Raw genomic sequence first — 20,826 nt, 5'->3', positions numbered from 1 at the left:
CTTGTTTTTGTTGTGGAGGAAAGCTGTTGCCGTGAGGTTGCTGCTCAGCCGAGGTCGCCGCCCCCTACCGGCAGGGTCACGCCGGTGATGTACGAAGCCTCGTCAGAGGCAAGGAACAAAATGGCGCCCACCTGCTCGTCGATGCTGCCGTAGCGGTGCATCAGGCTACTGTCGAGGGTCTGGTCGACGATCTGCTGGTACCAGCGTTTTTCCTGCTCGCTCTGCTCGGCGCTGTTACGCGGCACGCGCCGGGGCGGTGCTTCGGTGCCGCCGGGCGCGGTGGCGTTAACGCGGATGCCGCGGCCGGCGGTTTCAAAGGCCAGGCACGCGGTCAGCGCGTTGACGCCACCTTTGGCCGCGCCATAGGGCACACGGTTGACGCCACGGGTGGCGATGGACGAGACGTTGACGATGGCACCGCTGCCGCGTTCGAGCATGTACGGCAGCGCGGCATGGCAGCACCACAGGGTCGGGAACAGCGAGCGGCGCACTTCGGCTTCGATCTGCTCGACTTCGTAATGCTCGAAAGGCTTGGCCCAGATAGTGCCACCAACGTTGTTGACCAGGATGTCCAGGCGGCCGAAGGCTTGGACCGCACTGGCCATGACTCGGGCGCAGTCAGCGTGTTGCTCCAGGTCGGCAGTGAGGGTGAGCATGCCCTCGCCGGCCAGTTCGTGGACCAGCTCGGAACGGTCTACCGCGACCACTTGCGCGCCCTCGGCCTTGAGCCGCCAACACACACCCCGGCCGATGCCTTGAGCGGCACCGGTGACCAGGGCGACCTTGCCTTGGAATCTATTGTTCATATCCATCTCTCCGGTTCACCACGATCCCTGTGGGAGCGGGTTTACCCGCGAATGCGTCCGACAAGACATAACCGCTGTACCGGCCGGCCTCTTCGCGGGTAAACCCGCTCCTACAGGGGGCAGTGTTGTGTTCGGGGTAAAGGAGTCAGGCCGCCGCCGCGAACTTCTCGTAGTAGAAGTTGGCCGGGGTAATGCCCTGCTCACGCACGTACTGGCTGACCGCTTCTACCATCGGTGGCGGCCCGCACAGGTACACGTCCACATCGCCGTCATTGAGGTGGCGTGGCTCGATGTGCTGAGTCACGTAACCCTTCTGCGGGTACTGGCTGTCCGGGTTGGCCACGCAGGCGCTGTAGGTGAAGTTGGGGATGCGCGACGCCAGCGCTTGCAGGCGGTCGAGTTCGACCAGGTCGAAGTCGTTGGTCACGCCATAGATCAAGTGCAGCGGATGCTCGCTGCCCTGCTCGGCGATCCTCTCCAGCATTGCAGTGAACGGTGCCAGCCCGGTCCCTCCCGCCAGCAGCAACAGCGGGCGCTGGATTGGCCGCAGGTAAAAGCTGCCCAGCGGCCCGGCCAGGCTCATGTTGTCGCCGGCCTTGGCCAGGTTGGTGAGGAAGCTGCTCATCAGCCCGCCCGGCACGTTGCGAATCAGGAAGCTGACTTCGCCGTCCTTCTGCAGTGAGCTGAACGAGTAGGCGCGGCTTTGCTCGCTGCCCGGCACCTTGAGGTTGACGTACTGCCCCGGCAGGAATGCCAGGCGGCTGAGGGCCTCGCCCTTGATGGACAGGGCAATGGTACTGGCCGACAGTTGGCGCACATCGCTGATGGCCGCCTCGAAACTGGCTTGCTCGGTCTTGCACAGCTGCGACGAAGCCGGAATGCGGATCACGCAGTCGCTTTCGGCGCGCATCTGGCACGTCAGCACGTAGCCTTCGGCGATTTCGTCTTCGCTCAGGGCGTCTTCGATGAAGTTGTCGCCCAGGTCATAGCGCCCGGATTCGGCCTTGCATTTGCAGGTGCCGCAAGCACCGTCGCGGCAGTCCAGCGGAATATTGATGCCCTGGCGATAGGCGGCATCGGCCACGGTCTCGTGGCCGCTTGCCTCGATGAAACGGGTAACGCCGTCTTCGAAATTCAGTGCGATCTGGTAGCTCATGTTGCACCTCGCGGGCGAGCCGGCCCACGGCGCGTCGCAGGACGCACCGGGCAGTGCTCGCAAAACCTTGTGTCAGATGTGGTAGATGTCGATGACCTGACGCACGTAGTCGTTTTTCAGCACCACCTTCTTGGCCTTGATCAGCGGCTGTTCGCCGCGCAGGTCGAGGGTGTAGAAACTGGTGCCGAAATAACTGTCAGTGGTCTTGTAGCGGAAGCTCAGGGTGTGCCAGTTGAAACGCACCTGGCAGCTGCCCTCGCCCTGTTCGACGATCTCGATGTTGCTGATGTTGTGCGAGGTGCGGGTGTCGGGCACGGTCGCGCTGGAGCGTTCGGTCTTGATGCGGAACACTCGGTCTTCCAGGCCACCCCGGTTGCCGTACCAGATCAGCGAGATTTCGCTCTGTGGGTCTTCGGTCAGGGTATCGTCATCATCCCAGCTGGGCATCCAGAAGGTGGCGTCGCTGGCGTACAGCTCCAGCCACTGGTCCCACTGGGCGTCGTCCAGGTAGCGCGCTTCGCGGTAGAGAAAGTCGCGCACGGTTTCATACAGGCTCATTGCACGGCCTCCACGGGGATCAGTTGCTGTTCGTCCTTGAGGGCCTGGATCATGGTGTCCTGCCAGTACTTGTGCTGCAGCACGAACAGGCCTTCGTCCTCGGTGCGCACGCCGGACAATAGCGGTTCGAGTTCGATTTCCTTGGCGGCCTCATCAGCGCCTTCGACCCAATGTTTAGCACCGCGGGACATATCGTTCCAACCGGTGCCGCCGCCGTAGCCGGTCTGGCACGAGCGGAACTCTTCCAGGTCGTCCGGGGTGGCCATGCCGCTGACATTGAAGAAGTCTTCGTACTGGCGGATGCGCTTGGCACGGGCATCGGCACTCTCGCCTTTCGGCGCGATGCAATAGATGGTGATTTCGGTCTTGTTCACCGAAATCGGCCGGGCAACGCGGATCTGCGAGCTGAACTGGTCCATCAGGTAAACATTGGGGTACAGGCACAGGTTGCGCGAGTTTTCGATCATCCAGTCGGCGCGGGCCTGGCCGAAGTCGGCGGCCAGCTGGTCGCGGCGCTCGTAGGCCGGGCGGTCTTCGGGGTTGGCCCAGCGGGTCCACAGCAGCAGGTGGCCGTGGTCGAAGGAGTAGAAGCCGCCGCCCTGCTTGGCCCAGGAACCGGCGCTCATGGTCTTGATCTCGTCACCCGCTTCGCGCTGCTTGCGCTGGTTCTGGGTAGCGGCGTAGTTCCAGTGCACGGAGCTGACGTGGTAGCCGTCGGCGCCGTTTTCGGCGGTGAGCTTCCAGTTGCCTTCGTAGATGTACGAGCTGGCACCGCGCAGCACTTCCAGACCCTCCGGCGACTGATCGACGATCATGTCGATGATCTTGGCCGACTCGCCCAGGTGTTCCACCAGCGGTTTTACATCGGCGTTCAGGCTGCCGAACAGAAAGCCCCGGTACGACTCGAAGCGCGCCACCTTGGTCAGGTCGTGGGAGCCGTCGCAGTTGAAGCTGTCGGGGTAGCCGGCATTGCTCGGGTCTTTCACCTTCAGCAGCTTGCCGCTGTTGTTGAACGTCCAGCCGTGGAATGGGCAGGTGTAGCTGGAGCGGTTACCGCGCTTGTGCCGGCACAGCATGGCGCCACGGTGGCTGCAGGCATTGAGGAAGGCATTGAGCTCACCGTCCTTGTTGCGCGAGATGAAAATCGGCTGGCGCCCCATGGTCAGGGTGAGGAAGTCGTTCTTTTCGGGGATCTGGCTTTCATGGGCCAGGTAGATCCAGTTGCCCTCGAAGATGTGTTTCATCTCCAGGTCGAACAGGCGTGGGTCGGTGAACATCTCGCGCTTGCAGCGGTAGATGCCCTTTTCACGGTCGTCCTCGAGCATGGCATTGAGGTAGTCGAATCCCAGGGACATGGCCAGGGTCTCCATTGTTATTGTTTAGACCTGGTCAGGTTAGGGAGACGACTGGCGGGGGACTATCCGGATTGTGCAGAGTGCTATCCAGCTTTGCCGGGATCTCGCACTTTTGGAACGCGCCATCTGGGGTCATGGAGCCAGCTTGCAACAACATCGCTCACAAGCGTGTTCGCGCCTGCTGACGCTTGCATTTTTTCGTTGAGTGGCGCGACTACCGCGAGCGCCTCGATCAATTGACTGTTGGACGATTTAAGGGGCGCAGCCGCATAGGGAGGATAGCCAATGGCTTGTTTCAAGTTTTCTCCAATGTTGCTTGATAGCTTCAATGCGGTGCCTTGCACTAATAATTTTTGAGCACCTGACCAATGCGGTGAATTCATGATGGGTTCTATTTGATCCCCGTAACCGCGTCCAAGGTTGTTGATAGTCTCTACAACTTTCTTGCTTACAGTATGGTCAGCCGCATATTTTCTGACACTTGGTAGCTTTGTAGGTTGCTGACGAGATCTTGGAGTTTCAGGGGCTTCCCATATTGTCCGAAGCGTAGGCGCTTTTGCAATCTTAGGATGCCTGTAGTACCCACTGGGATCAGTATAATTAACCGGGTCCCCACCACAGTAGGCATAACAGTTTATTCCTCCACCCGCCAATGGGCTCAAACTGTCAGGGCTGTGGAACCTCATCAAAACCGGATTGAACGCGCGGTATCCATTGCCCAGCAAGTAATGCCCTGTAGCAGGCTCTTTTCTCTGCCCGCTGAAGCGCAGCACTGATGGGCATTGCTCGCATCCGTCGCACCCATAAACGGTGTACTGCAGCGAACAAGAAGAAATCTGCGACGTCGACATGGTTCCCACCTCTTAGCCGAAATAGAGCAAATGGTGGGCTGTGCATGAAATGTAAACAACTGGCAGAAATATCAGGTGACCACACCAACGCGTCTCATCCCCGTCGCTTGAACGTCTGCGAGGGCAGCTCTCCAAACTGCTGCCGATACACCTCGGAGAACCGGCCTAAATGCAGAAAGCCGTAATCCAGGGCAAGCTCTGTCACGCTGCGCACGCCACAAGTCGGGTCGTTCAGGCATGCATGCACCCGCTCCAGCTTACGCTGGCGCACGTAATGCTTGGGCGTGGTGCCCAGATGCTGATCAAACAACGCATACAATGAGCGCAAACTCATACAGGCCTGCTCTGCCAGCACTTCTGCAGGCAGCTCCAGCTTCAGGTTGCGTTCGATGTAATCAAGAATGCGCTCAAGGCCAGCTTGCGGTGCGCTCAGGCTTTCGCGGCGGATATTGGTGCTCATCAGGGTCAGCAGCTTGCTGGCGACAATCTGGCTGTAATGGCCCTGCACCCTGGGTAGCGAATCGCTCACTTCCGCTTCATGGCAAACCATCGCCAGCAGGTTCACGAACCCGTCCAGTTCATCCAACCGATAATGGTTGCGCAAGAACCGCACGCCGCCTTCTGGCCGATGCCAGCGCTGTTCATCGCAGATCGAGTCCAGCAAGCGGGTCGGCACCTTGAGGATGAACTTCTCGCAGTCTTCTGAGTAAGTCAGATCAACTGGGTCGTCCGGGTTGATCAGCAGCAGCTCCCCTGGAATCAGGTGCTGTTCGCGCTTGTGCCCGCGCCACAGGCAATTGCCGTTGAGCAGCACTTGCAGGTGGTAAATGGTTTCCAGTGCTGGCGAGGTAACGCGCACGCTGCCACCGTAGCTGATACGACACAAGTCGAGTTCGGCGAACTTGCGGTGGCTGAGGCTGGCCTGAGGGTGGGTGGTACGCGACAGACCGATGCAATGCTGGCCCACATGCTGGTTCACATAATCGGACACAGCATAAGGGTCGGCGTGGTGAAACACGCTACTGCGTTCGCTCAGCAGGCGGCTTTCCATAGGCAAGGCACTCGGTATCGTTATTGTTCTGGTCGCCGCGTCCTACTGCCTTGTGGGCTGTGGTTGCGGTCGTCACGGTCATTCTATCGGGCCGGTTGCGGGTCGCGGGGGCAGGCGACAACCGGTGGATGGGCACACTACAGCAAAAAGGCGGGGGTTGGGCAATGCGGCGATGGGATTGGATGGGCGGATAACGGACAGGCCAGGTGCAGCCTGTGTTCGTTTATCGAACAGTTTCTTCCTGCCGCCCTGCCCACCCCTGGCTACGGGCACGATATTGGCGCGGAGCAACGGCAAACAACTCACGAAACCGCCGATAGAAATGCGGGAAGCTGATGAACCCGCTGGCCACTGCCACCTCGGTCAATGACTTGCTGGTGTGTTGCAACAGTTGGCGCGCATGGGTCAGGCGCAGCTCCAGATAGTAACGCGGTGGTGTGGCCTGCACATGGCGGCGGAACAGCCGCTCCAAGTGCCGGCGAGACAAGCCGGCATGTTCGGCGATTTCGTCGATGCCAATGGGGTCTTCGATATTGGCATGCATCAATTCCAGGGCCAGGCGCACCCCCTTGGGCAGGCTGGGGTCGATTTCCGGGGCGCTGGCAGGTGCGTCGCTCAAGACCCTCGCACGGTCACAGGCCAGCATCTGCTCCACGGCCCGGCGCAAGGGTACGCCACCGCACTGTTCAAGCATTGCCAACATCATGTCCAAGGCACTGCTGGCACCGGCGCAGCTCATATGTCGCCGGTCCAGCACATGGGCCTGGCGGCTGATACGTACTTTGGGGAACAGCTCGTTCATCATCGCTCGGCCATCGGGGTGGAAGGCGCAGTCGTGATCATTGAGCAAGCCAGCCTCGGCCAGGAAGTAAGCGCCGTTCCACAGCCCGCCCAGTTGGCAGCCGTACTGGTCGGCTTGGCGCAACTTGGCACGCAGTTGCGGCGCGGCTTCCAGGCGCACGCGAAAGCCACCACACACCAGCAGGCAGTCAAGGCCGTGCACATCCAGGTCAGCGAGCTGAGTGTTGACCGGCAAGGCGATGCCCAGGTCGCTCATCACTTGCGCGCCCTCGCCCACCACCTGGATCTGGAACAACGGCGTGGCACTCATCAGGTTGGCGGTGACCAGGCTGTCCATCGCCGCTGTGAAGGCCATCATCGAGAAGTGCTCGCGCAGGACGAAGGCCACGCGCTGGCACGGCATTGAAAGCGAAGTGCGGATGGCCGGGGCCAGGTGGGCCAGGTTGGTGCTTTTGAGGATGCTTTCGAAGTGGCTCATGGCTTTAACTCAACTGCGGGAGTTGCATTGGCTTCCACGCGGGCTTGCCCGCGAAGAAGCCAGCAGTGCTGGAACAGGTTACTTGCCGGCCTGGGCCGCTGCGTCGCGTGAGGCTTGCAGCCACTGATCGAACTGCTGGCGGTGAGCGGCAACCCACTCCTTGGCATGGCGCTCAATGTCTTTAGGCTTCTTCTCGCCCTGCTGCATCTTCAGGTTCTGGTTGCTCTCGTCGTCGGTGCTGATCTGCACCAGCGACAGGAACTTCAGCGCCGCCGGGTTCTTTTCGGCAAAGTCCTTGTTCAGCACGGCCACCACCTTGTCGATGGCAAAGCCCAGGTTTTTGCCGTGGTAGGTGGTGTCGACGTCGTTCTTGCCATCAGGCAGGTCGGTCTTCGGCACTTCCAGCCAGACCACATCCTTGCCTTCGACCAGCACGCTGGCGATCCACTGCGGCACCCAGGTGAAATACAGGATCGGCTTGCCTTCCTTGTAACGGGCGATGGTGTCGGCCATCAGCGCAAAGTACGAGCCTTGGTTGACGTTGACACTCTTGTCCAGGTCGTAGGCCTTCATGTGGTGGGAAATCACCAGCTCGCAACCCCAGCCCGGATTGCAACCGGTCATGTCGGCCTTGCCGTCGCCGTCGGTGTCGAACAGTTTGGCGATTTCCGGCTTTTTCAGGTCGGTGATGTACTTGATGTTGTACTGGTCGGCGGTTTTCTTGTCGATCAAGTAGCCCTGGGCGACACCCGGCAGAATGTTGCCGGTCTTGACCATCACATCATCGCCGCCAGCCTGCTGGTAGAACTTGTCGTGCAGTTTTTCCCACAGGTGCACGGTGAAGTCGGCATCGCCGTTGGCCAAGGCCACCATCATCACGCCGTATTCGGTCTCCTTGGGTTCCTGCACGTTGTAGCCCAGCTCGCGCAGGCCTTCCATGGCCACTTCACCGCGGAAACGCTCTTCGGCGATCGAGGGGAAAATCGGCGTTACCTTCACGCCATCACCCGGTTTGTCCGCCGAAGCGTTTGCGCCCAGCGCAGCGGCCACCAGGGTCAATGCCGTGGCACATTTGAGGATGCTGCGGGTGAATTTGGATTCGTGCATCGTCGCTTACCTTCTTCTGATTTTTATCTTCAAGTGCGGCAGATCGAACGTATCAAGTGTCTTGCTGTGCTCAGGCGGTCTTGCGCCGCCCTTTCACGGGCGCTGCGCCACACAGGCGCATCACCACGCCTGCGGGGCCAGTGTGGTACCAGCGCAGGCTCGGGTCGGCACTGGTGCGGGCGCCCATGGCCTGGGTCAGGCGGTCGAGGAAGATCGCCAGCAGCACCAGCCCCACGCCACCGACCGTGGCCAGGCCCATGTCCAGCCGGCCGATGCCGCGCAGTACCATCTGGCCCAGGCCACCGACCGAAATCATCGAGGCGATGACCACCATCGACAGCGACAGCATCAGGGTCTGGTTGAGGCCAGCCATGATGGTCGAAGTGGCCAGCGGCAGTTGCACGCGGGTCAACATCTGCCGTGGGGTGCAGCCGAAAGCGCGGGCGGCTTCGATCTTGTCTTCCGGCACCTGGCGAATACCCAGGTTGGTCAGGCGCACCAGCGGCGGCAGGGCGAACACGATGGTCACCAGCACGCCAGGTACATTACCGATGCCGAACAGCATCACCACCGGGACCAGGTAAACGAACGCCGGCAGGGTCTGCATGGCATCGAGCAGCGGGCGGATAATGCTTTCCAGGCGGTTGCTGCGGGCGCAGACGATACCCAACGGAATGCCGATGACCGCGCAGAAGAACACCGACGTCAGTACCAGGGCCAGGGTGGTCATCGACTCCGACCACACACCGATCAGGCCGAGCAAGGTCAGGGTGATGAAGCACAGTACCGCCATGCGCTTGCCTGCCAGCTGCCAGCCCAGCAATGACGAAAGGAGGATGCCGATGGTGGGCGGGATGCTCTGCAGGGTGAACTCGATGCCATTGAGCACCTGGTCGATTGGCCAGCGAATGGCGCGGAACACCTCGCGGAAGTTGTGCACCAGAAAGTTCAGGGTCGCGGTGACCCAGTCGCCCAAGGGGATGGTGGCCGCCTGGAACGGGTCAAGCAGGCTGAATTCGGACATGAGGGCTTACCTGTTCTAATAAACGCTACGGGCGCTTCTTGGATTAGTTGCGGCTCAGGGTCTGCAGCAGCTCGTTCTTCGACAGCGTGCCCTTGAAGGCGCCCTGACGGTCGAGCACTGGCACCGGGTACGGCAGGTCGGCAGCAATCCCGAGGACTTCGTGCAGCGGCGTGTCGGTGTACACCGGGCGCTGTTCGTGCAGGCTGTAGCGGTCACTGGCAGTGGCGCCGTTGACGTCGGTGTCGACCACGCCCAGCAACTGCCCGCGCTCGTCGACCAGGTAGCCAAACGGCACGCCGGCCTGGAAGCTCGGCGCCTTGCCATTGACCTTGCACACCACGGCCGGGTCGAACCTGGCCACATCGCCGGCCTTGAGCACCCGCGAGCTGTCGAAGCTCTTGAAGAAAGTACGCACGTAGTCGTTGGCCGGCTGGTTGATCAGCTCTTGTGGGGTGCCGATCTGCACCACACGGCCACCTTCCATGATCGCAATGCGATGGCCGATGCGGATGGCTTCTTCGATGTCATGGGAAATGAAGATGATGGTGCGTTGTTGCTCAGCCTGCAGGCGGATCAGTTCGCCCTGCATCTCGCTGCGGATCAGCGGGTCGAGTGCGGAAAACGCCTCGTCCATCAGCAAGATCGCCGGGTCGTTGGCTAACGCCCGGGCCAGGCCCACACGCTGCTGCATGCCACCAGACAACTGGTGCGGGTAACTGTTCTCGTGACCGGCCAAGCCAACCTGGCTCAAGGCTTCACGGGCGCGGCTGTGGCGTTCGGCTTCCGGCACACCGGCAATTTCCAGGCCGAAGGCGGTGTTCTCAAGCACGCTCATATGCGGCATCAACGCGAAGGACTGAAACACCATGCCCATTTCCTTGCGGCGCACATCCAGCAAGGCTTTGTCTGAAAGACCGGTAATTTCCTTGCCGTTGAGGTGAATGCTGCCGGAAGTGGGTTCGATCAGGCGGTTGAACAGCCGCACCATGGTCGACTTGCCCGAGCCCGAGAGGCCCATGATGACGAAAATCTCGCCACGCTTGACGGAAAAGCTTGCATCGAACACGCCGACAACGTGGCCGGTCTTGCTGAAGATTTCGTTCTTGTCGGCGCCCTTGCGGAGCATCTCCATGGCCATGTTCGGGTTGGGACCGAACACCTTGAAGATGTTGTTTACCGAAAGAATCTCATCGGCATGGCTCATACGACCCTCTTTATTATGCTTATTAACCAATCAATCAACATCGCACTTTCAATAAGGCGGGTAGCGATCAGTGCGAGTACGCTTGGCAGTCCGTTCAAATTCGAACGTGAGTCAAAACCGGCACGCAGAATGTCCTGCTTCAAAAAGTTATCCGACATCGATGTCTCGAATGTCGCGCCGTGGCGTTAACGTTAGGCCTTGCGCCAGAGGGGGTCCAACGACATTTGCATGGCGCTAACCATTACCTGAAGTTATCAATCGGGCGCTGAGGCCGTAGGTAGAGCCGCCCGCACATTTACCTGTTGGCGAGGAACAGGCTAGAGTGGCCTGATTGGCTAGATGAAGGACCTCCCCCCTACCCATGGTCAGACACTCCGAACCCGATCAGACGCTGATCAAGATGCCCTCGCTGCGTGCGGTCAAAGTCTTCGTCGCCGCCGCCAAGTACCAGAACTTCACCCGTGCCGCCGAGGCGCTGTGCGTCACCCAGGCTGCAGTCAGCCGGCAAATCCGCGAGCTGGAGACCTACCTGGGCGCCGAGTTGTTCACCCGTGTGGGCCGTGCGGTGGAGTTGACCGTGGCCGGTTCGATCTTCTTCGATGCGGTGCAGTTATCGTTCGTCAACATCTCCCAGGCGGCCGAGCGTATCCGCAGCAACACCAATACCAAGCAGGTAGTCACCCTGTGCTGTTCACCGGCCTTTGCCGCCTTGTGGATGGGGCCGCGCATGCCGAAGTTCTTCGCCGAGCACCCGGACATCGACATCAACCTGGTAACCACCCAGAACTTTCTGTCGATGGAGCCTGGGGTGCGCCCCGACATTTACATCACCAAGCTGGGCAAGGTGCAGGCAGGCTATAGCTCGCACCCGCTCAACCATGACGTGATCTACCCGGTGTGCACACCGCAGTATTTGGCGCAGCACCCGGAGGTAGGAACCCTTAAAGGGTTGCGCGATGGTACCTTGCTGAACCTCAGCCCCTATGGCCGCTCGCAAGTCGCCGAACATGTGGACTGGAATGTGTGGCTGGCCTTCCATGACGTCGACCTGAAAAGCCGCGCCAGTACCGCACCGCATTTCTTCAATGCCAACGACTACAACCTGTTGGTGCAACTGGCCCTTGGCGGCCAGGGCGTGGCGTTGGGCTGGCATCACTTGGTCGAGTCGCTGGTGGCACAGGGGATGCTGGTAAGGCCAGTGGCAGAAGAACTGGTGCTCAAGGACACCTTTCACTTCCTGGCATTCAATGAAGACAAGGAGCATGAGGCCAGCTGCCTGCGCTTGCGGGACTGGTTGCTGGACGAGTTTCAGCCGTTGTTGGAGTCGTTGGGTAATCGGTAACCCTGCGCTTTCGGAAACAGCTTGCAACCAAACCAACCTGCCATCCCGTCACTTTTTCGACACCCAGCACAGTGCTTCTGCTAGAAAGCCCACATGCCTACTCTCTTCGTCACCCACCTGCGCCGCCGCTGGCTCCCCTGGGTGTGCGCCATTCTGCTGGTCATCGGCCTGCCCACCAGCTGCGCCGTGCTGCAGTACAAGGAGCGCGAGCTGGTGTTCCGCATCGAGCCTGGCCAAGCCAGTTGGTTTCGCGGGCTGCCTAGCGGCGTGCAGGAACTCGACCTGCGCCCGCACAGCTTCAGCGATAACCAAAGCCTGCACGCCTGGTGGTGGCCGGCCAAACGCGCCAACGCGCCGGCCATCCTTTACCTACACGGCGTGCGCTGGAACCTTACCGGCCAGTTGTTCCGCATAGAACAGCTGCATGCCATGGGTTATTCGGTGTTGGCCGTGGATTATCGTGGCTTTGGCCGAAGCCGTGGCGACCTACCTTCCGAGGCCACGGTCTACGAAGATGCACGCATTGCCTGGGAGCGCTTCGCCCAGCTGCAGCCAGATGCCGGCAAACGCCTGATCTTCGGCCATTCTTTGGGGGGCGCGGTGGCGGTGGAACTGGCCAGTGAGCTGACACGCGAATCACAGAACAACGGTGCCAGTGTGCCGGCACGCGGGTTAATCCTGGAGTCGACCTTCACTTCACTGGGCGATGTCGCGGCGGCAGTGGCCAATACCTCCTTGCCAGTGCGCTGGTTGATGTCGCAAAAGTTCGACTCGCTGGACAAGATCAAGGGGGTTGGCCTGCCTGTGCTGCTGGTACACGGCCTGGATGACCGATTCGTGCCAGCACGTTTCAGCCAGCAATTGTATGAAGCAGCCCACCAGCCCAAGACATTGCTGCTGGTGCCCGGGGCAACCCATAACAACAGCATGAGCCTGGCCGGGCAGCGCTATAAACGCGCCATACAAGCGCTGCTCTGAAGTTACTGCACCGGCAGAAAGTTCATCAGCAACAGGCTCTGCGCATAATTCAAGCCAATCCGCCGATACCGCTCATCCAGCAGCTCGGCCAGCAAATCCAGCCGCGCGACGATCTTGCCGAACTCCACGGCAAAACTCAGGTTGCTGCCCTCCTCCGAGATTTCGTTGGAGAACAACAGCAGCACCCCATTGGCGTCCTGTCGCTGGCTGAGCATCCACGTCGCCTTTTCGATATTGCGCGCAGCGTTGTTGATGAACAGCGGGTCGATGGTGTCGGTCATGTAGAACTCGGTACGCCCGCCGTGCGCGGTGATCAGCATGCTGCCGATGGCGTAGATGAAGGCGCCGACGCGGTCGCCGCGAAACTCGGGGCTAAGGGCGTAGCTCAATGCCGCCAGGTCGCGGCGGTTGCCCAGTTGCGGCAGCGGCCGGCGCTGCTCGATGGCGATGCGGATCTGGCGCTCGGCAGTGGCGGCGTCGACGTAGCCCGACATCTTCCACTGGTTGGGGTTGCGCAGGTACAGCTTGTTCATCAGCAGGTACAGGCTTTGCAAATTGTCGCGCATCGACAACGTGGCCAGGCGGTCGACGCTGGTCTGGAACAGCTCGCTGGGTTTGCCATTGCCGAACTGGCTGACCATATCGCGGCCCTGTTCCTGCGTGCAGGCACAAAGGCCCGCAAGGGCGCCGGCCAGCAGCAGGCGGGGGAAGAATTTGGGGTGTCTTGCAACCATCGGCACCGGGTCAATATACGGCGGCTGCTCTGGGGATCAGAGCAGCCTGGCCAAGCATAGAGCCCGGAAATTGGAAAAAGTGCGGTGACCAGGAAAGCAGTATCCTGTAAGGGCTCTTCGCGGGTAAACCCGCTTCCACAGGTTCAGCACTAGTTTTGAAAACTGTGCCCCACTTGTGGGAGCGGGTTTACCCGCGAAAAGGCCCGTATAGGAGACACACCCATCACATGGCGTGACGCAACATCTCCACCACCTGCGCATGCAGCGCCGGGTCACCACAGGCTACGACGCAACCACCGTTCTGCGCCGAGCTGCCATCCCAGGCCGTAATGACCCCACCCGCCCCTTCGATGATCGGCATCAGCGCCTGTACGTCATACGGCTGCAGGCTGGCCTCGACGATCACGTCGACAAAGCCCGAGGCCAGCATGCAGTACGCGTAGCAGTCGCCACCATAACGCATCAGCCGCGCCTTGCCGGCAACGGCCTCGAACGCGGCCTTGCGCTCGGCGGTGTCGAACATGTCTGGCGTGGTGCACATCAGCGTGGCCGAAGCCAGGTCGGCACAGGCACGGGTCTGCAAGGGCGTGCCACTGCGCCAGGCGCCTTCGGGGGTGCCGACAAAGCGCTCGCCGGTGAACGGCTGGTTCATCACTCCAACCACCGGGCGCGTGCCGTCGTTAAGGGCAATCAGCGTGCCCCACAGCGGCAGGCCGGTGATGAAGGCGCGGGTGCCGTCGATCGGGTCGAGCACCCAGGTCAGCGGGCTGCTGCCGACGGCCACGCCAGCTTCTTCGCCAAGAATGCCATGCTCGGGGTAACGCGCCTGGATCAACTCGCGCATGGCGTCCTCGGCGGCCTTGTCGGCAACCGTCACCGGGTCGTACAAGCGCCCGCCCTTGTCCTCGACCTCCAGGCTGGCGCGAAAGTACGGCTTGATCGCCACAGCGGCAGCATCGGCCAACTGCTCGGCGAAGGTACGGAATTCGCCGATCTGTTCAGCGCTCAGGGACATGGGGCAGGCCTCGTGACAATGATGGGGCCAGCATCATACCCGACACGCCGTGCCAGCCGCACTCAAACAGCCGTCAGGTGCTCATACAGGATGGTCGCGCCCACCAGCATCAGCACGATGCCGCCGATGATCTCGGCACGCTTGCCCACCACCGAACCCAGGGCCCGCCCCAGCATGGTGCCGAGGGTGACCATGGTCATGGTCGCCAGGCCGATCGTCGCAGCCGCCACCCAGATGTTCACATCGACGAACGCCAGGCCAATGCCCACCGCCAGGGCATCGATACTGGTCGCCACCGCCGTCACCGCCAAAATCCAGAATGAGTGCTGGCTTTGCTTTTCTTCCTCTTCCTCATCCGGCTTCAGGCCGGCATGCACCATGTGCGCGCCCAGCAATAGCAGCAGGAAGAAGGCAATCCAGTGGTCCCATTGCTCAACGTACTGGCTGGCCGCCTGGCCCAGCAGCCAGCCAATGACTGGGGTTATGGCCTCGATGACACCAAAGATCAGGCCGGTGCGCAGGGCTTCGGCCAAACGGGGTTTATGCAGGCTGGAACCTTTGCCGATGGCGGCCGCGAAGGCATCCGTGGACATGGCGAAGGCAAGGAAAACGAGGGAAATGGGATTCAACGATCAGGCTCCGCCGGGCTACGAGTCAACGACAGCTCCCTGCAGGCCCGGCTTGGCTACAGAAAGGTCGTTGGTCTCGCCAATCCAGCTGGATGCACAGGCCATGGCAGGTTGCCAAATATGTTGACCGGTGCGCCTTCGCTTGGGTGCGAAGGCAGGCTACTCCCCAAAGAGTGCGGCGATGATAACAGCCCCAGGTGAAAAAAGCGTGAACGGCTTTACCGGCCACACAGGACTAGACTGAACAGAACCAGGTGACCGGGGGGCTGCCACACGTGGAGGTGTGAGATGAGCCAGTTCAAGCGTCTGTTCGTCATGCTCGGCCCGCAAATGCGCCACACGCCAGCGCTGCAACGCGCAGCGGCGCTGGCGGAATCCAGTGGTGCTCTGCTGGATATCAATGTGATCGTCGACGACGTCGACACCTTTGGCTTGATGAGCGATGGTCGCGAGCGTGAGCGGCTGCTCAGCGACAACCGCCAATGGCTGGCGGACGAGGCCGAGCAACTGGGCAACGCCGGCCTCGACGTGTCCACCGAGCTGTTGTTGACCCGCGACCCACTAGGCTGCGTGCTGGAGCGGGTCGAACGGCTGGGCTGCGACCTGCTGGTCAAGGACGTACAGCACGAACCGGTGCTCAAACGCCTGCTGGTCACGCCACTGGACTGGCAGTTGCTCAAGGACAGCCCGGTCGCCGTGCACCTGGTCAGCGACATCCGCCTGCCCCTGCCCCGGCAAGTCGCCGCCGCGGTGGACCTGAACAGCCATGGCGCAGGCGAGCACCTGGACGAGCAGGTAATCCACTGCGCGCACGCCCTGGCCCTGCAATGCAACGCCGAGCTGCACCTGTTGCATGTGTGCGACGCGGCCAAGACCCACATTGCCGACTTCGGTGCTGGCACGGTGACCATGCCCGGCTTCGAGGGCAGCGTGCGCACTGCGCAGCGAGCAGCGTTCAACCGCCTGGGCGACCATCATCAGATCCCGCTGGAACGCAGGCATTTCCTGGAGGGCGCAGCGATCAAGGCCATTGCTCAGTTCGTCGGCCACAGCCGGGCCGATGTGATCGTGATGGGCAGCCACCGGCATGACGCGATGCAGACGTTCCTGGGTGGGACCACGGCGCATGTGCTGGAGCATCCGCTGTGTAACGTGCTGGCGATCAAGGCCGTGCGCTGAATGTGGGTAAGCCTGAACCGATCTCTTCGCGGGAATGAATAGGAGCAGCGCAAGGCTGCTCCTATCTTGTGTCAGAAACCCTTGCTGTAGAACAGCGAGTACGACTCGATCCCGTCGTTAGGCTGCTTGAGCCCAGCGTTGGAGTAGTGCATCGCGCGGATCCCGACTTTTTGCTCGCCCGGCAACTTCAGACCAAAACCGATGCGGTCTTCGAAGTTGACCGACGAGCCCAGGCGCTGGTCGCCCACGTCGGTCTTGGAAAACGCCGCCAGGCCAATACCAGCCTCGATGTACGGTGTGTAGGTGAAACCGCTGAACTCGTACGTGAACACCGGGCTGAATGACAGCGAGTGTGCGCCACTGGCGTCACCGCCCTCCCAATAGGTGTAGGCGGCATCCCAGTAACCGGTCACGTAACCGGTACTGCTTTCCAGCCATTTCTTGTCCCAGTCGAACGACAGGCCGATACGGTAGGTCATGTCGCCTTGGCTAGTGGCGCCCACGGCACCGGATACCTGCGCGGCCTGGGCCAGGTTGGCCCCTGCAAAGGCCAGCACTGCAGCGGCCAGCGAAGCTGCGAGACGGGTTTTCATCAACGACTCTCCTGATGGTCTACACGGCAAGCGGGGGCTTAGGCCCCTCGATCTTTTAGGGTGGACCGGCGCATCCAGACCGGTCACACGAAGTAATAGTTTTTTGATTATTGTCCAGATAATCAGAAAGTTGAAAGTGTATTGCCACTATTGGCTAAATCGCTTGCTTAAGATGTGCCTTGCCGTGCACAGCACTTCAGTCGTATTCCGCCTCTTCATGCTCACCCAGCAAACGCCTTTGCCGAGGCGTGGCTTCCTCCAGCACCTGCGGGTTGAAGCGCCAGTTCAAGTACGGCGAGAACTTCTGCGCGACCATGCGCCGGCCATAGTGCACCTGCAGCATGTCGCGCTCGCGAGCCTGGCTGCAATTGGGCCCGGCGCTGTGCCAGACATCGCTGCGAAACACCAGTGCATCGCCCGCCTTGCACAACACGGCCTGTGCTTCACGCCCCTGCCAGTAATCTTCCCCCGCCTGGGGTGGCCGCGCCGCGCGGTGGCTGCCGGGTACGATGCAGGTCGGGCCGATGCCGTGGTCGATGTCGCTGAGGTACAGCTGCGCAGTGAGGATTTGTGCGGGTTGGGTGAAGTCGCCTTGCGCGCTTAGCCAATCAGGCAACTGCATGGGCAGATAATCCAGGTGCAAGGCCATGCCCGGGTAACCCGGATGGCTGCGCCAGGCAGTTTGCCCGATCAGATGGCAATCAGCGCCCAGCGCCGCTTCAGCCAGGGCTATCACAGGCGGCAGGTCGAGAAAGGGCAACCACAACGGGTTGCGGTTGAACACACACTTGTAGTGTTCCAGCAGCCCCTGGTAGTCCCAGTGAATCGGCTGCAGGTCATCGATGGCGCAGCGCAACAAGGCGATGCGCAGGGGTTCGAGCACACCGGGGAGCAGCACATAGCCCCGCTCGTCCAACATCTCCAGCTGAAGGTCCAGGTTCATGACGATGTGCTCCGCCATGACGGGAGCACATTTGTACTCCCGCCCGTTTATCCATCAACGCCAGTTCAGGTTCACGGTTGTGGGGGCTTTGCCATTCACGGTCACCAATTGCTGCACCGTCTCACCCTGGGCGTTGCCCATGATCTTGTACTTGCCAGGAGGCAACTGCACATACAGCAGCGGCCCGGCATCCGTGATGCTCAGTACAGGCTGGCCTTTTGCGTTCTGGATATCGACTGAAGCCCCGCTCTGGAATTTGCCTTCCGGGCCAGTGGAAAGCTCCACATGCAGGTCATAACCAGATTTCTTGCGCAGCGCATTGGCCTCATCCTGGCCGATACCGCCTTGCAAGTAATGCACGCCGTTCTGTTCCTGTGGTTGCAACTGCACGGCCTGCATGTCGATGGGGGCATTGAGATCGGCGGCGGCAGCCAGGGTCCATGGCAAGGCCAGGGTTAACAGCAACGCGGCGCCGAGTGCATAGTGATGGTTACGCATGGTACGACCCTCCTTTAGAGGATGGCTTACCTATTATCTGATCCTCTCAGGGGGGTGGTGTTCGTGCTGATGCATGGTCGTCATCGTGATATTCGGCACTAAGCCATCAAATAAACGTAAATTTAGCTGTTTATCAATTGGTTGTGCGCCCTTCCTCTAGTAGTTTCACGAACATGCTCAAACTGCGCGATACTGTGCCTCTGCGCCATACCAGCCAGGTTTTCAGGTAGCGGAAGTCCTCCGACATCGGCCAGGCGCTGACGGTGCTGCACCCGGGCATGTTGTCGAGCATGCTGCGTGGCATCATGGCCAGGCCGGCACCGGCGCTGACGCAGGCCAGCATGCCGTGGTAGGACTCCATCTCGTGGATCTTGCCCGGCACTGCCTGGTCCTGCACGAACCAGCTTTCGAAATGATGACGGTACGAACAGTTGGCACGGAAGGCGTAGATGCTTTCGCCGTTTACGTCCTGGGCGCGGGTTACGGGTGCATGGTTCAACGGGGCGATCACCATCATCTCTTCCTCAAAGACCGGTATGCCCTCCAGCGTCGGGTGCAGCACCGGGCCGTCGACGAACGCGGCCACCAAGCGGCCAGACAACACGCCTTCGAGCATGGTCCCGGAAGGCCCGGTGGACAGGTCCAGGTCAACCTTGGGGTAGCGTTGGTTGTACGCCGCCAGCAAGGCCGGAATACGCACCGCTGCGGTACTTTCCAGCGAGCCCAGAGCAAAGGTGCCCTGTGGGTCTTCACCTGCTACGGTCAGCCGCGCCTCGTGTACGAGGTCCAGAATGCGGCGCGTGTATTCGAGGAAGTTCCAGCCTGCAGGCGACAGGCGCAGGCGGCTCTTCTCGCGAATGAACAGCTCCACGCCCAGGTCTTCTTCCAGCTGCTTGATGCGCGTGGTCAGGTTCGACGGCACCCGATGGATGTGCTGCGCGGCAGCGCTGATGCTGCCCTGCTCTGCCACGGCTTTGAAGATCTCCAGTTGCACCAGGTCCACAGCCTTTCTCCAAACGTGAATGTTTCGCTCATTATTATTCAGTTTTCATTAAAGCCATAGCCCACTAGTCTGGCGTCATTGATTAACAACAACGAGAGTGTCCCGCCATGAGCGCGATCAGCAGCCTGACCCACGCCATCTCCCTCGACCCGTACAGCGGCGAGCAGATCGGCGCCTACCCATTCGACACCGACGCCGCACTGGAAGCGGCGCTGCAACGTGCCAAGGTTGGCTACCGCCAGTGGCGCCAGGTGTCGCTGGGTCAGCGCAGCGAGTACTTGCTCGCCCTGGCCAGCACCCTCGAAACCAAGGCCGAAGCCTTCGCGCAAATGATCAGCCGCGAAATCGGCAAGCCGATTGCCCAGGCACGCGGTGAAGTCAGCAAATGCGTAGGCCTGTGCCGCTGGTACGCCGAACACGGCCCAGCCATGCTTGCCGCCGAGCCAACCCAGGTGGAAAAAGCCCGTATCGAATACCGCCCACTAGGCCCCATCCTGGCGGTGATGCCGTGGAACTTCCCGGTTTGGCAGGTACTGCGCGGCGCCGTGCCGGCGATTCTGGCGGGCAACACCTACGTGCTCAAGCACGCCCCGAACGTGATGGGCAGCGCTTACCTTATGGGTGAGCTGTTCAAGGACGCCGGCCTGCCGGAGGGCGTGTTCGAAGTGCTGAACGTGACCCCGGATGGCGTCACCCGCGCCATCAACGACCCGCGTATCGCCGCTGTGACCCTGACCGGCAGCGTTCGTGCCGGCATGGCGATTGGCGCCCAGGCCGGCGCAGCACTGAAGAAGTGCGTGCTGGAGCTGGGGGGTTCCGACCCGTTCATCGTGCTGGCTGACGCCGACCTGGATGCTGCCGTCAAGGCTGCGGTGATCGGCCGCTACCAGAATACCGGCCAGGTCTGTGCTGCCGCCAAGCGCCTGATCGTGGAAGCAAGCATTGTCGAGCAATTCACGCAAAAGTTCGTAGAAGCCACGCGCCAGCTGAAAGTCGGCAATCCGCTTGAAGACGACACCTACATCGGCCCGATGGCCCGCTATGACTTGCGCGACGAGCTGGATGGCCAGGTCCAGGCGACGCTGGCCGAAGGCGCCACCCTGCTGCTGGGCGGCAACAAGGTCGAAGGCGTGGCCAACTTCTACGCCCCCACGGTGTTCGCCAACGTTACCCCGGACATGACCGCATTCAAGCAGGAGCTGTTCGGCCCGGTGGCGGCGATCATCACCGCACGCGATGCCGACCATGCAGTGGAACTGGCCAACGACAGCGAGTTTGGCCTGGCATCGACCATCTACACCGCCGACTATGGGTTGGCCGAGCGCATGACCGCCGCGCTGGATACCGGTGGCGTGTTCATCAACGGCTACTGCGCCTCCGACCCCCGTGTGGCGTTTGGTGGCGTGAAGAAGAGCGGTTTCGGCCGTGAACTGTCGCACTTTGGTGTGCGTGAGTTCACCAATGCCCAGACCGTGTGGCTGGACCGTAACTGATTCAAAGGCATTGGGGCTGCTTCGCGGC

21 protein-coding genes are annotated in these 20,826 nt (G+C 61.1%); 4 read left to right on the top strand and 17 right to left on the bottom strand.

Going from position 1 to position 20,826, the window contains the following annotated elements:
- Positions 1–44: 44 nt before the first annotated feature.
- From APH35_RS14120 to APH35_RS14075, 10 genes are all read right to left on the bottom strand, one after another.
- Entirely contained in the window at positions 45–806 is a 762-nt protein-coding gene (locus tag APH35_RS14120; RefSeq protein ID WP_012272322.1) for a 1,6-dihydroxycyclohexa-2,4-diene-1-carboxylate dehydrogenase, read from the bottom strand.
- 145 nt (positions 807–951) lie between these two features.
- Complete coding sequence (gene benC, locus APH35_RS14115; RefSeq protein WP_012272323.1) at positions 952–1,962, bottom strand: benzoate 1,2-dioxygenase electron transfer component BenC; 1,011 nt, start codon at positions 1,960–1,962, stop codon at positions 952–954.
- Positions 1,963–2,034: 72 nt separating this feature from the next.
- The gene (benB, locus tag APH35_RS14110) at positions 2,035–2,520 is read right to left on the bottom strand and encodes a benzoate 1,2-dioxygenase small subunit (RefSeq protein ID WP_012272324.1); all 486 of its coding nucleotides are present in this window, start codon (positions 2,518–2,520) and stop codon (positions 2,035–2,037) included.
- Positions 2,517–3,875, bottom strand: coding sequence for a benzoate 1,2-dioxygenase large subunit (gene benA / locus APH35_RS14105; protein WP_060514997.1), 1,359 nt, complete (start codon positions 3,873–3,875; stop codon positions 2,517–2,519). The genes benB and benA overlap by 4 nt, the downstream gene beginning before the upstream one ends.
- Before the next feature lie 83 nt (positions 3,876–3,958).
- Positions 3,959–4,726, bottom strand: a complete 768-nt coding sequence (locus APH35_RS28355) for an RHS repeat-associated core domain-containing protein (RefSeq protein WP_082425798.1) — start codon at positions 4,724–4,726, stop codon at positions 3,959–3,961.
- Positions 4,727–4,820: 94 nt separating this feature from the next.
- Positions 4,821–5,777: a benABC operon transcriptional activator BenR gene (benR, locus tag APH35_RS14095; protein WP_060514995.1), complete on the bottom strand. Its 957-nt coding sequence runs from the start codon at positions 5,775–5,777 to the stop codon at positions 4,821–4,823.
- Positions 5,778–6,000: 223 nt separating this feature from the next.
- Positions 6,001–7,056 carry a GlxA family transcriptional regulator gene (locus APH35_RS14090; RefSeq protein WP_060514994.1) on the bottom strand — a complete coding sequence of 352 codons (1,056 nt, stop codon included), beginning with the start codon at positions 7,054–7,056 and terminating at the stop codon, positions 6,001–6,003.
- A gap of 78 nt (positions 7,057–7,134) precedes the next feature.
- Positions 7,135–8,163, bottom strand: coding sequence for a glycine betaine/L-proline ABC transporter substrate-binding protein ProX (gene proX / locus APH35_RS14085; protein ID WP_060514993.1), 1,029 nt, complete (start codon positions 8,161–8,163; stop codon positions 7,135–7,137).
- Positions 8,164–8,233: 70 nt separating this feature from the next.
- A complete protein-coding gene (proW, locus tag APH35_RS14080; RefSeq protein ID WP_012272329.1) occupies positions 8,234–9,187 on the bottom strand; it encodes a glycine betaine/L-proline ABC transporter permease ProW in 954 nt (317 codons plus the stop codon).
- Between the two features lie 43 nt (positions 9,188–9,230).
- Positions 9,231–10,391, bottom strand: coding sequence for a quaternary amine ABC transporter ATP-binding protein (locus APH35_RS14075; RefSeq protein WP_012272330.1), 1,161 nt, complete (start codon positions 10,389–10,391; stop codon positions 9,231–9,233).
- Positions 10,392–10,752: 361 nt separating this feature from the next.
- On the opposite strand from APH35_RS14075, the gene APH35_RS14070 reads away from it, so the two are divergent.
- Positions 10,753–11,733 carry a LysR family transcriptional regulator gene (locus APH35_RS14070; protein WP_060493652.1) on the top strand — a complete coding sequence of 327 codons (981 nt, stop codon included), beginning with the start codon at positions 10,753–10,755 and terminating at the stop codon, positions 11,731–11,733.
- Positions 11,734–11,826: 93 nt separating this feature from the next.
- Positions 11,827–12,711, top strand: a complete 885-nt coding sequence (locus tag APH35_RS14065) for an alpha/beta hydrolase (RefSeq protein WP_012272332.1) — start codon at positions 11,827–11,829, stop codon at positions 12,709–12,711.
- A gap of 2 nt (positions 12,712–12,713) precedes the next feature.
- On the opposite strand, the gene APH35_RS14060 is transcribed toward APH35_RS14065, so the two are convergent.
- The 3 genes from APH35_RS14060 to mntP form a co-directional block, all read right to left on the bottom strand.
- A complete protein-coding gene (locus APH35_RS14060) occupies positions 12,714–13,445 on the bottom strand; it encodes a hypothetical protein (protein WP_012272333.1) in 732 nt (243 codons plus the stop codon).
- A gap of 223 nt (positions 13,446–13,668) precedes the next feature.
- A complete protein-coding gene (hisN, locus tag APH35_RS14055) occupies positions 13,669–14,460 on the bottom strand; it encodes a histidinol-phosphatase (protein WP_060514992.1) in 792 nt (263 codons plus the stop codon).
- A 62-nt stretch (positions 14,461–14,522) separates the two neighbouring features.
- The gene (mntP, locus tag APH35_RS14050; protein WP_060514991.1) at positions 14,523–15,089 is read right to left on the bottom strand and encodes a manganese efflux pump MntP; all 567 of its coding nucleotides are present in this window, start codon (positions 15,087–15,089) and stop codon (positions 14,523–14,525) included.
- 288 nt (positions 15,090–15,377) lie between these two features.
- On the opposite strand from mntP, the gene APH35_RS14045 reads away from it, so the two are divergent.
- On the top strand, positions 15,378–16,268 hold the full coding sequence (locus tag APH35_RS14045; RefSeq protein WP_060514990.1) for a universal stress protein: 891 nt from the start codon (positions 15,378–15,380) through the stop codon (positions 16,266–16,268).
- A gap of 71 nt (positions 16,269–16,339) precedes the next feature.
- On the opposite strand, the gene APH35_RS14040 is transcribed toward APH35_RS14045, so the two are convergent.
- The 4 genes from APH35_RS14040 to ptrR form a co-directional block, all read right to left on the bottom strand.
- Positions 16,340–16,861 (bottom strand): acyloxyacyl hydrolase, encoded by a 522-nt coding sequence (locus APH35_RS14040; RefSeq protein WP_012272337.1) that lies wholly within the window; start codon positions 16,859–16,861, stop codon positions 16,340–16,342.
- A gap of 196 nt (positions 16,862–17,057) precedes the next feature.
- Entirely contained in the window at positions 17,058–17,804 is a 747-nt protein-coding gene (locus APH35_RS14035; protein ID WP_060515005.1) for a phytanoyl-CoA dioxygenase family protein, read from the bottom strand.
- A gap of 54 nt (positions 17,805–17,858) precedes the next feature.
- Positions 17,859–18,302: a hypothetical protein gene (locus tag APH35_RS14030; protein WP_060514989.1), complete on the bottom strand. Its 444-nt coding sequence runs from the start codon at positions 18,300–18,302 to the stop codon at positions 17,859–17,861.
- Positions 18,303–18,435: 133 nt separating this feature from the next.
- Complete coding sequence (gene ptrR / locus APH35_RS14025; RefSeq protein ID WP_012272340.1) at positions 18,436–19,305, bottom strand: putrescine utilization regulator PtrR; 870 nt, start codon at positions 19,303–19,305, stop codon at positions 18,436–18,438.
- A 107-nt stretch (positions 19,306–19,412) separates the two neighbouring features.
- Here ptrR and APH35_RS14020 point away from each other — a divergent pair, with 107 nt between their 5' ends.
- Positions 19,413–20,798, top strand: a complete 1,386-nt coding sequence (locus APH35_RS14020) for an aldehyde dehydrogenase family protein (RefSeq protein ID WP_012272341.1) — start codon at positions 19,413–19,415, stop codon at positions 20,796–20,798.
- The last annotated feature ends 28 nt before the right edge of the window (positions 20,799–20,826 follow it).

It is taken from the genome of Pseudomonas sp. NBRC 111132 (genome assembly GCF_001320565.1).
GTDB classification, from domain to species: domain Bacteria; phylum Pseudomonadota; class Gammaproteobacteria; order Pseudomonadales; family Pseudomonadaceae; genus Aquipseudomonas; species Aquipseudomonas putida_P.
This window is presented reverse-complemented; position numbering and strand designations above follow the sequence as displayed.

Coding starts and splice junctions, on each gene's coding strand:
- proX (WP_060514993.1), bottom strand. CDS start 8,163: ATGCACGAATCCAAATTCACCCGCAGCATCCTCAAATGTGCCACGGCA.
- APH35_RS28355 (WP_082425798.1), bottom strand. CDS start 4,726: ATGTCGACGTCGCAGATTTCTTCTTGTTCGCTGCAGTACACCGTTTAT.
- APH35_RS14075 (WP_012272330.1), bottom strand. CDS start 10,391: ATGAGCCATGCCGATGAGATTCTTTCGGTAAACAACATCTTCAAGGTG.
- APH35_RS14030 (WP_060514989.1), bottom strand. CDS start 18,302: ATGCGTAACCATCACTATGCACTCGGCGCCGCGTTGCTGTTAACCCTG.
- hisN (WP_060514992.1), bottom strand. CDS start 14,460: ATGTCCCTGAGCGCTGAACAGATCGGCGAATTCCGTACCTTCGCCGAG.
- APH35_RS14120 (WP_012272322.1), bottom strand. CDS start 806: ATGAACAATAGATTCCAAGGCAAGGTCGCCCTGGTCACCGGTGCCGCT.
- APH35_RS14065 (WP_012272332.1), top strand. CDS start 11,827: ATGCCTACTCTCTTCGTCACCCACCTGCGCCGCCGCTGGCTCCCCTGG.
- benR (WP_060514995.1), bottom strand. CDS start 5,777: ATGGAAAGCCGCCTGCTGAGCGAACGCAGTAGCGTGTTTCACCACGCC.
- benA (WP_060514997.1), bottom strand. CDS start 3,875: ATGTCCCTGGGATTCGACTACCTCAATGCCATGCTCGAGGACGACCGT.
- APH35_RS14045 (WP_060514990.1), top strand. CDS start 15,378: ATGAGCCAGTTCAAGCGTCTGTTCGTCATGCTCGGCCCGCAAATGCGC.
- benC (WP_012272323.1), bottom strand. CDS start 1,962: ATGAGCTACCAGATCGCACTGAATTTCGAAGACGGCGTTACCCGTTTC.
- APH35_RS14040 (WP_012272337.1), bottom strand. CDS start 16,861: ATGAAAACCCGTCTCGCAGCTTCGCTGGCCGCTGCAGTGCTGGCCTTT.
- APH35_RS14070 (WP_060493652.1), top strand. CDS start 10,753: ATGGTCAGACACTCCGAACCCGATCAGACGCTGATCAAGATGCCCTCG.
- APH35_RS14020 (WP_012272341.1), top strand. CDS start 19,413: ATGAGCGCGATCAGCAGCCTGACCCACGCCATCTCCCTCGACCCGTAC.
- proW (WP_012272329.1), bottom strand. CDS start 9,187: ATGTCCGAATTCAGCCTGCTTGACCCGTTCCAGGCGGCCACCATCCCC.
- APH35_RS14090 (WP_060514994.1), bottom strand. CDS start 7,056: ATGAGCCACTTCGAAAGCATCCTCAAAAGCACCAACCTGGCCCACCTG.
- APH35_RS14035 (WP_060515005.1), bottom strand. CDS start 17,804: ATGAACCTGGACCTTCAGCTGGAGATGTTGGACGAGCGGGGCTATGTG.
- APH35_RS14060 (WP_012272333.1), bottom strand. CDS start 13,445: ATGGTTGCAAGACACCCCAAATTCTTCCCCCGCCTGCTGCTGGCCGGC.
- benB (WP_012272324.1), bottom strand. CDS start 2,520: ATGAGCCTGTATGAAACCGTGCGCGACTTTCTCTACCGCGAAGCGCGC.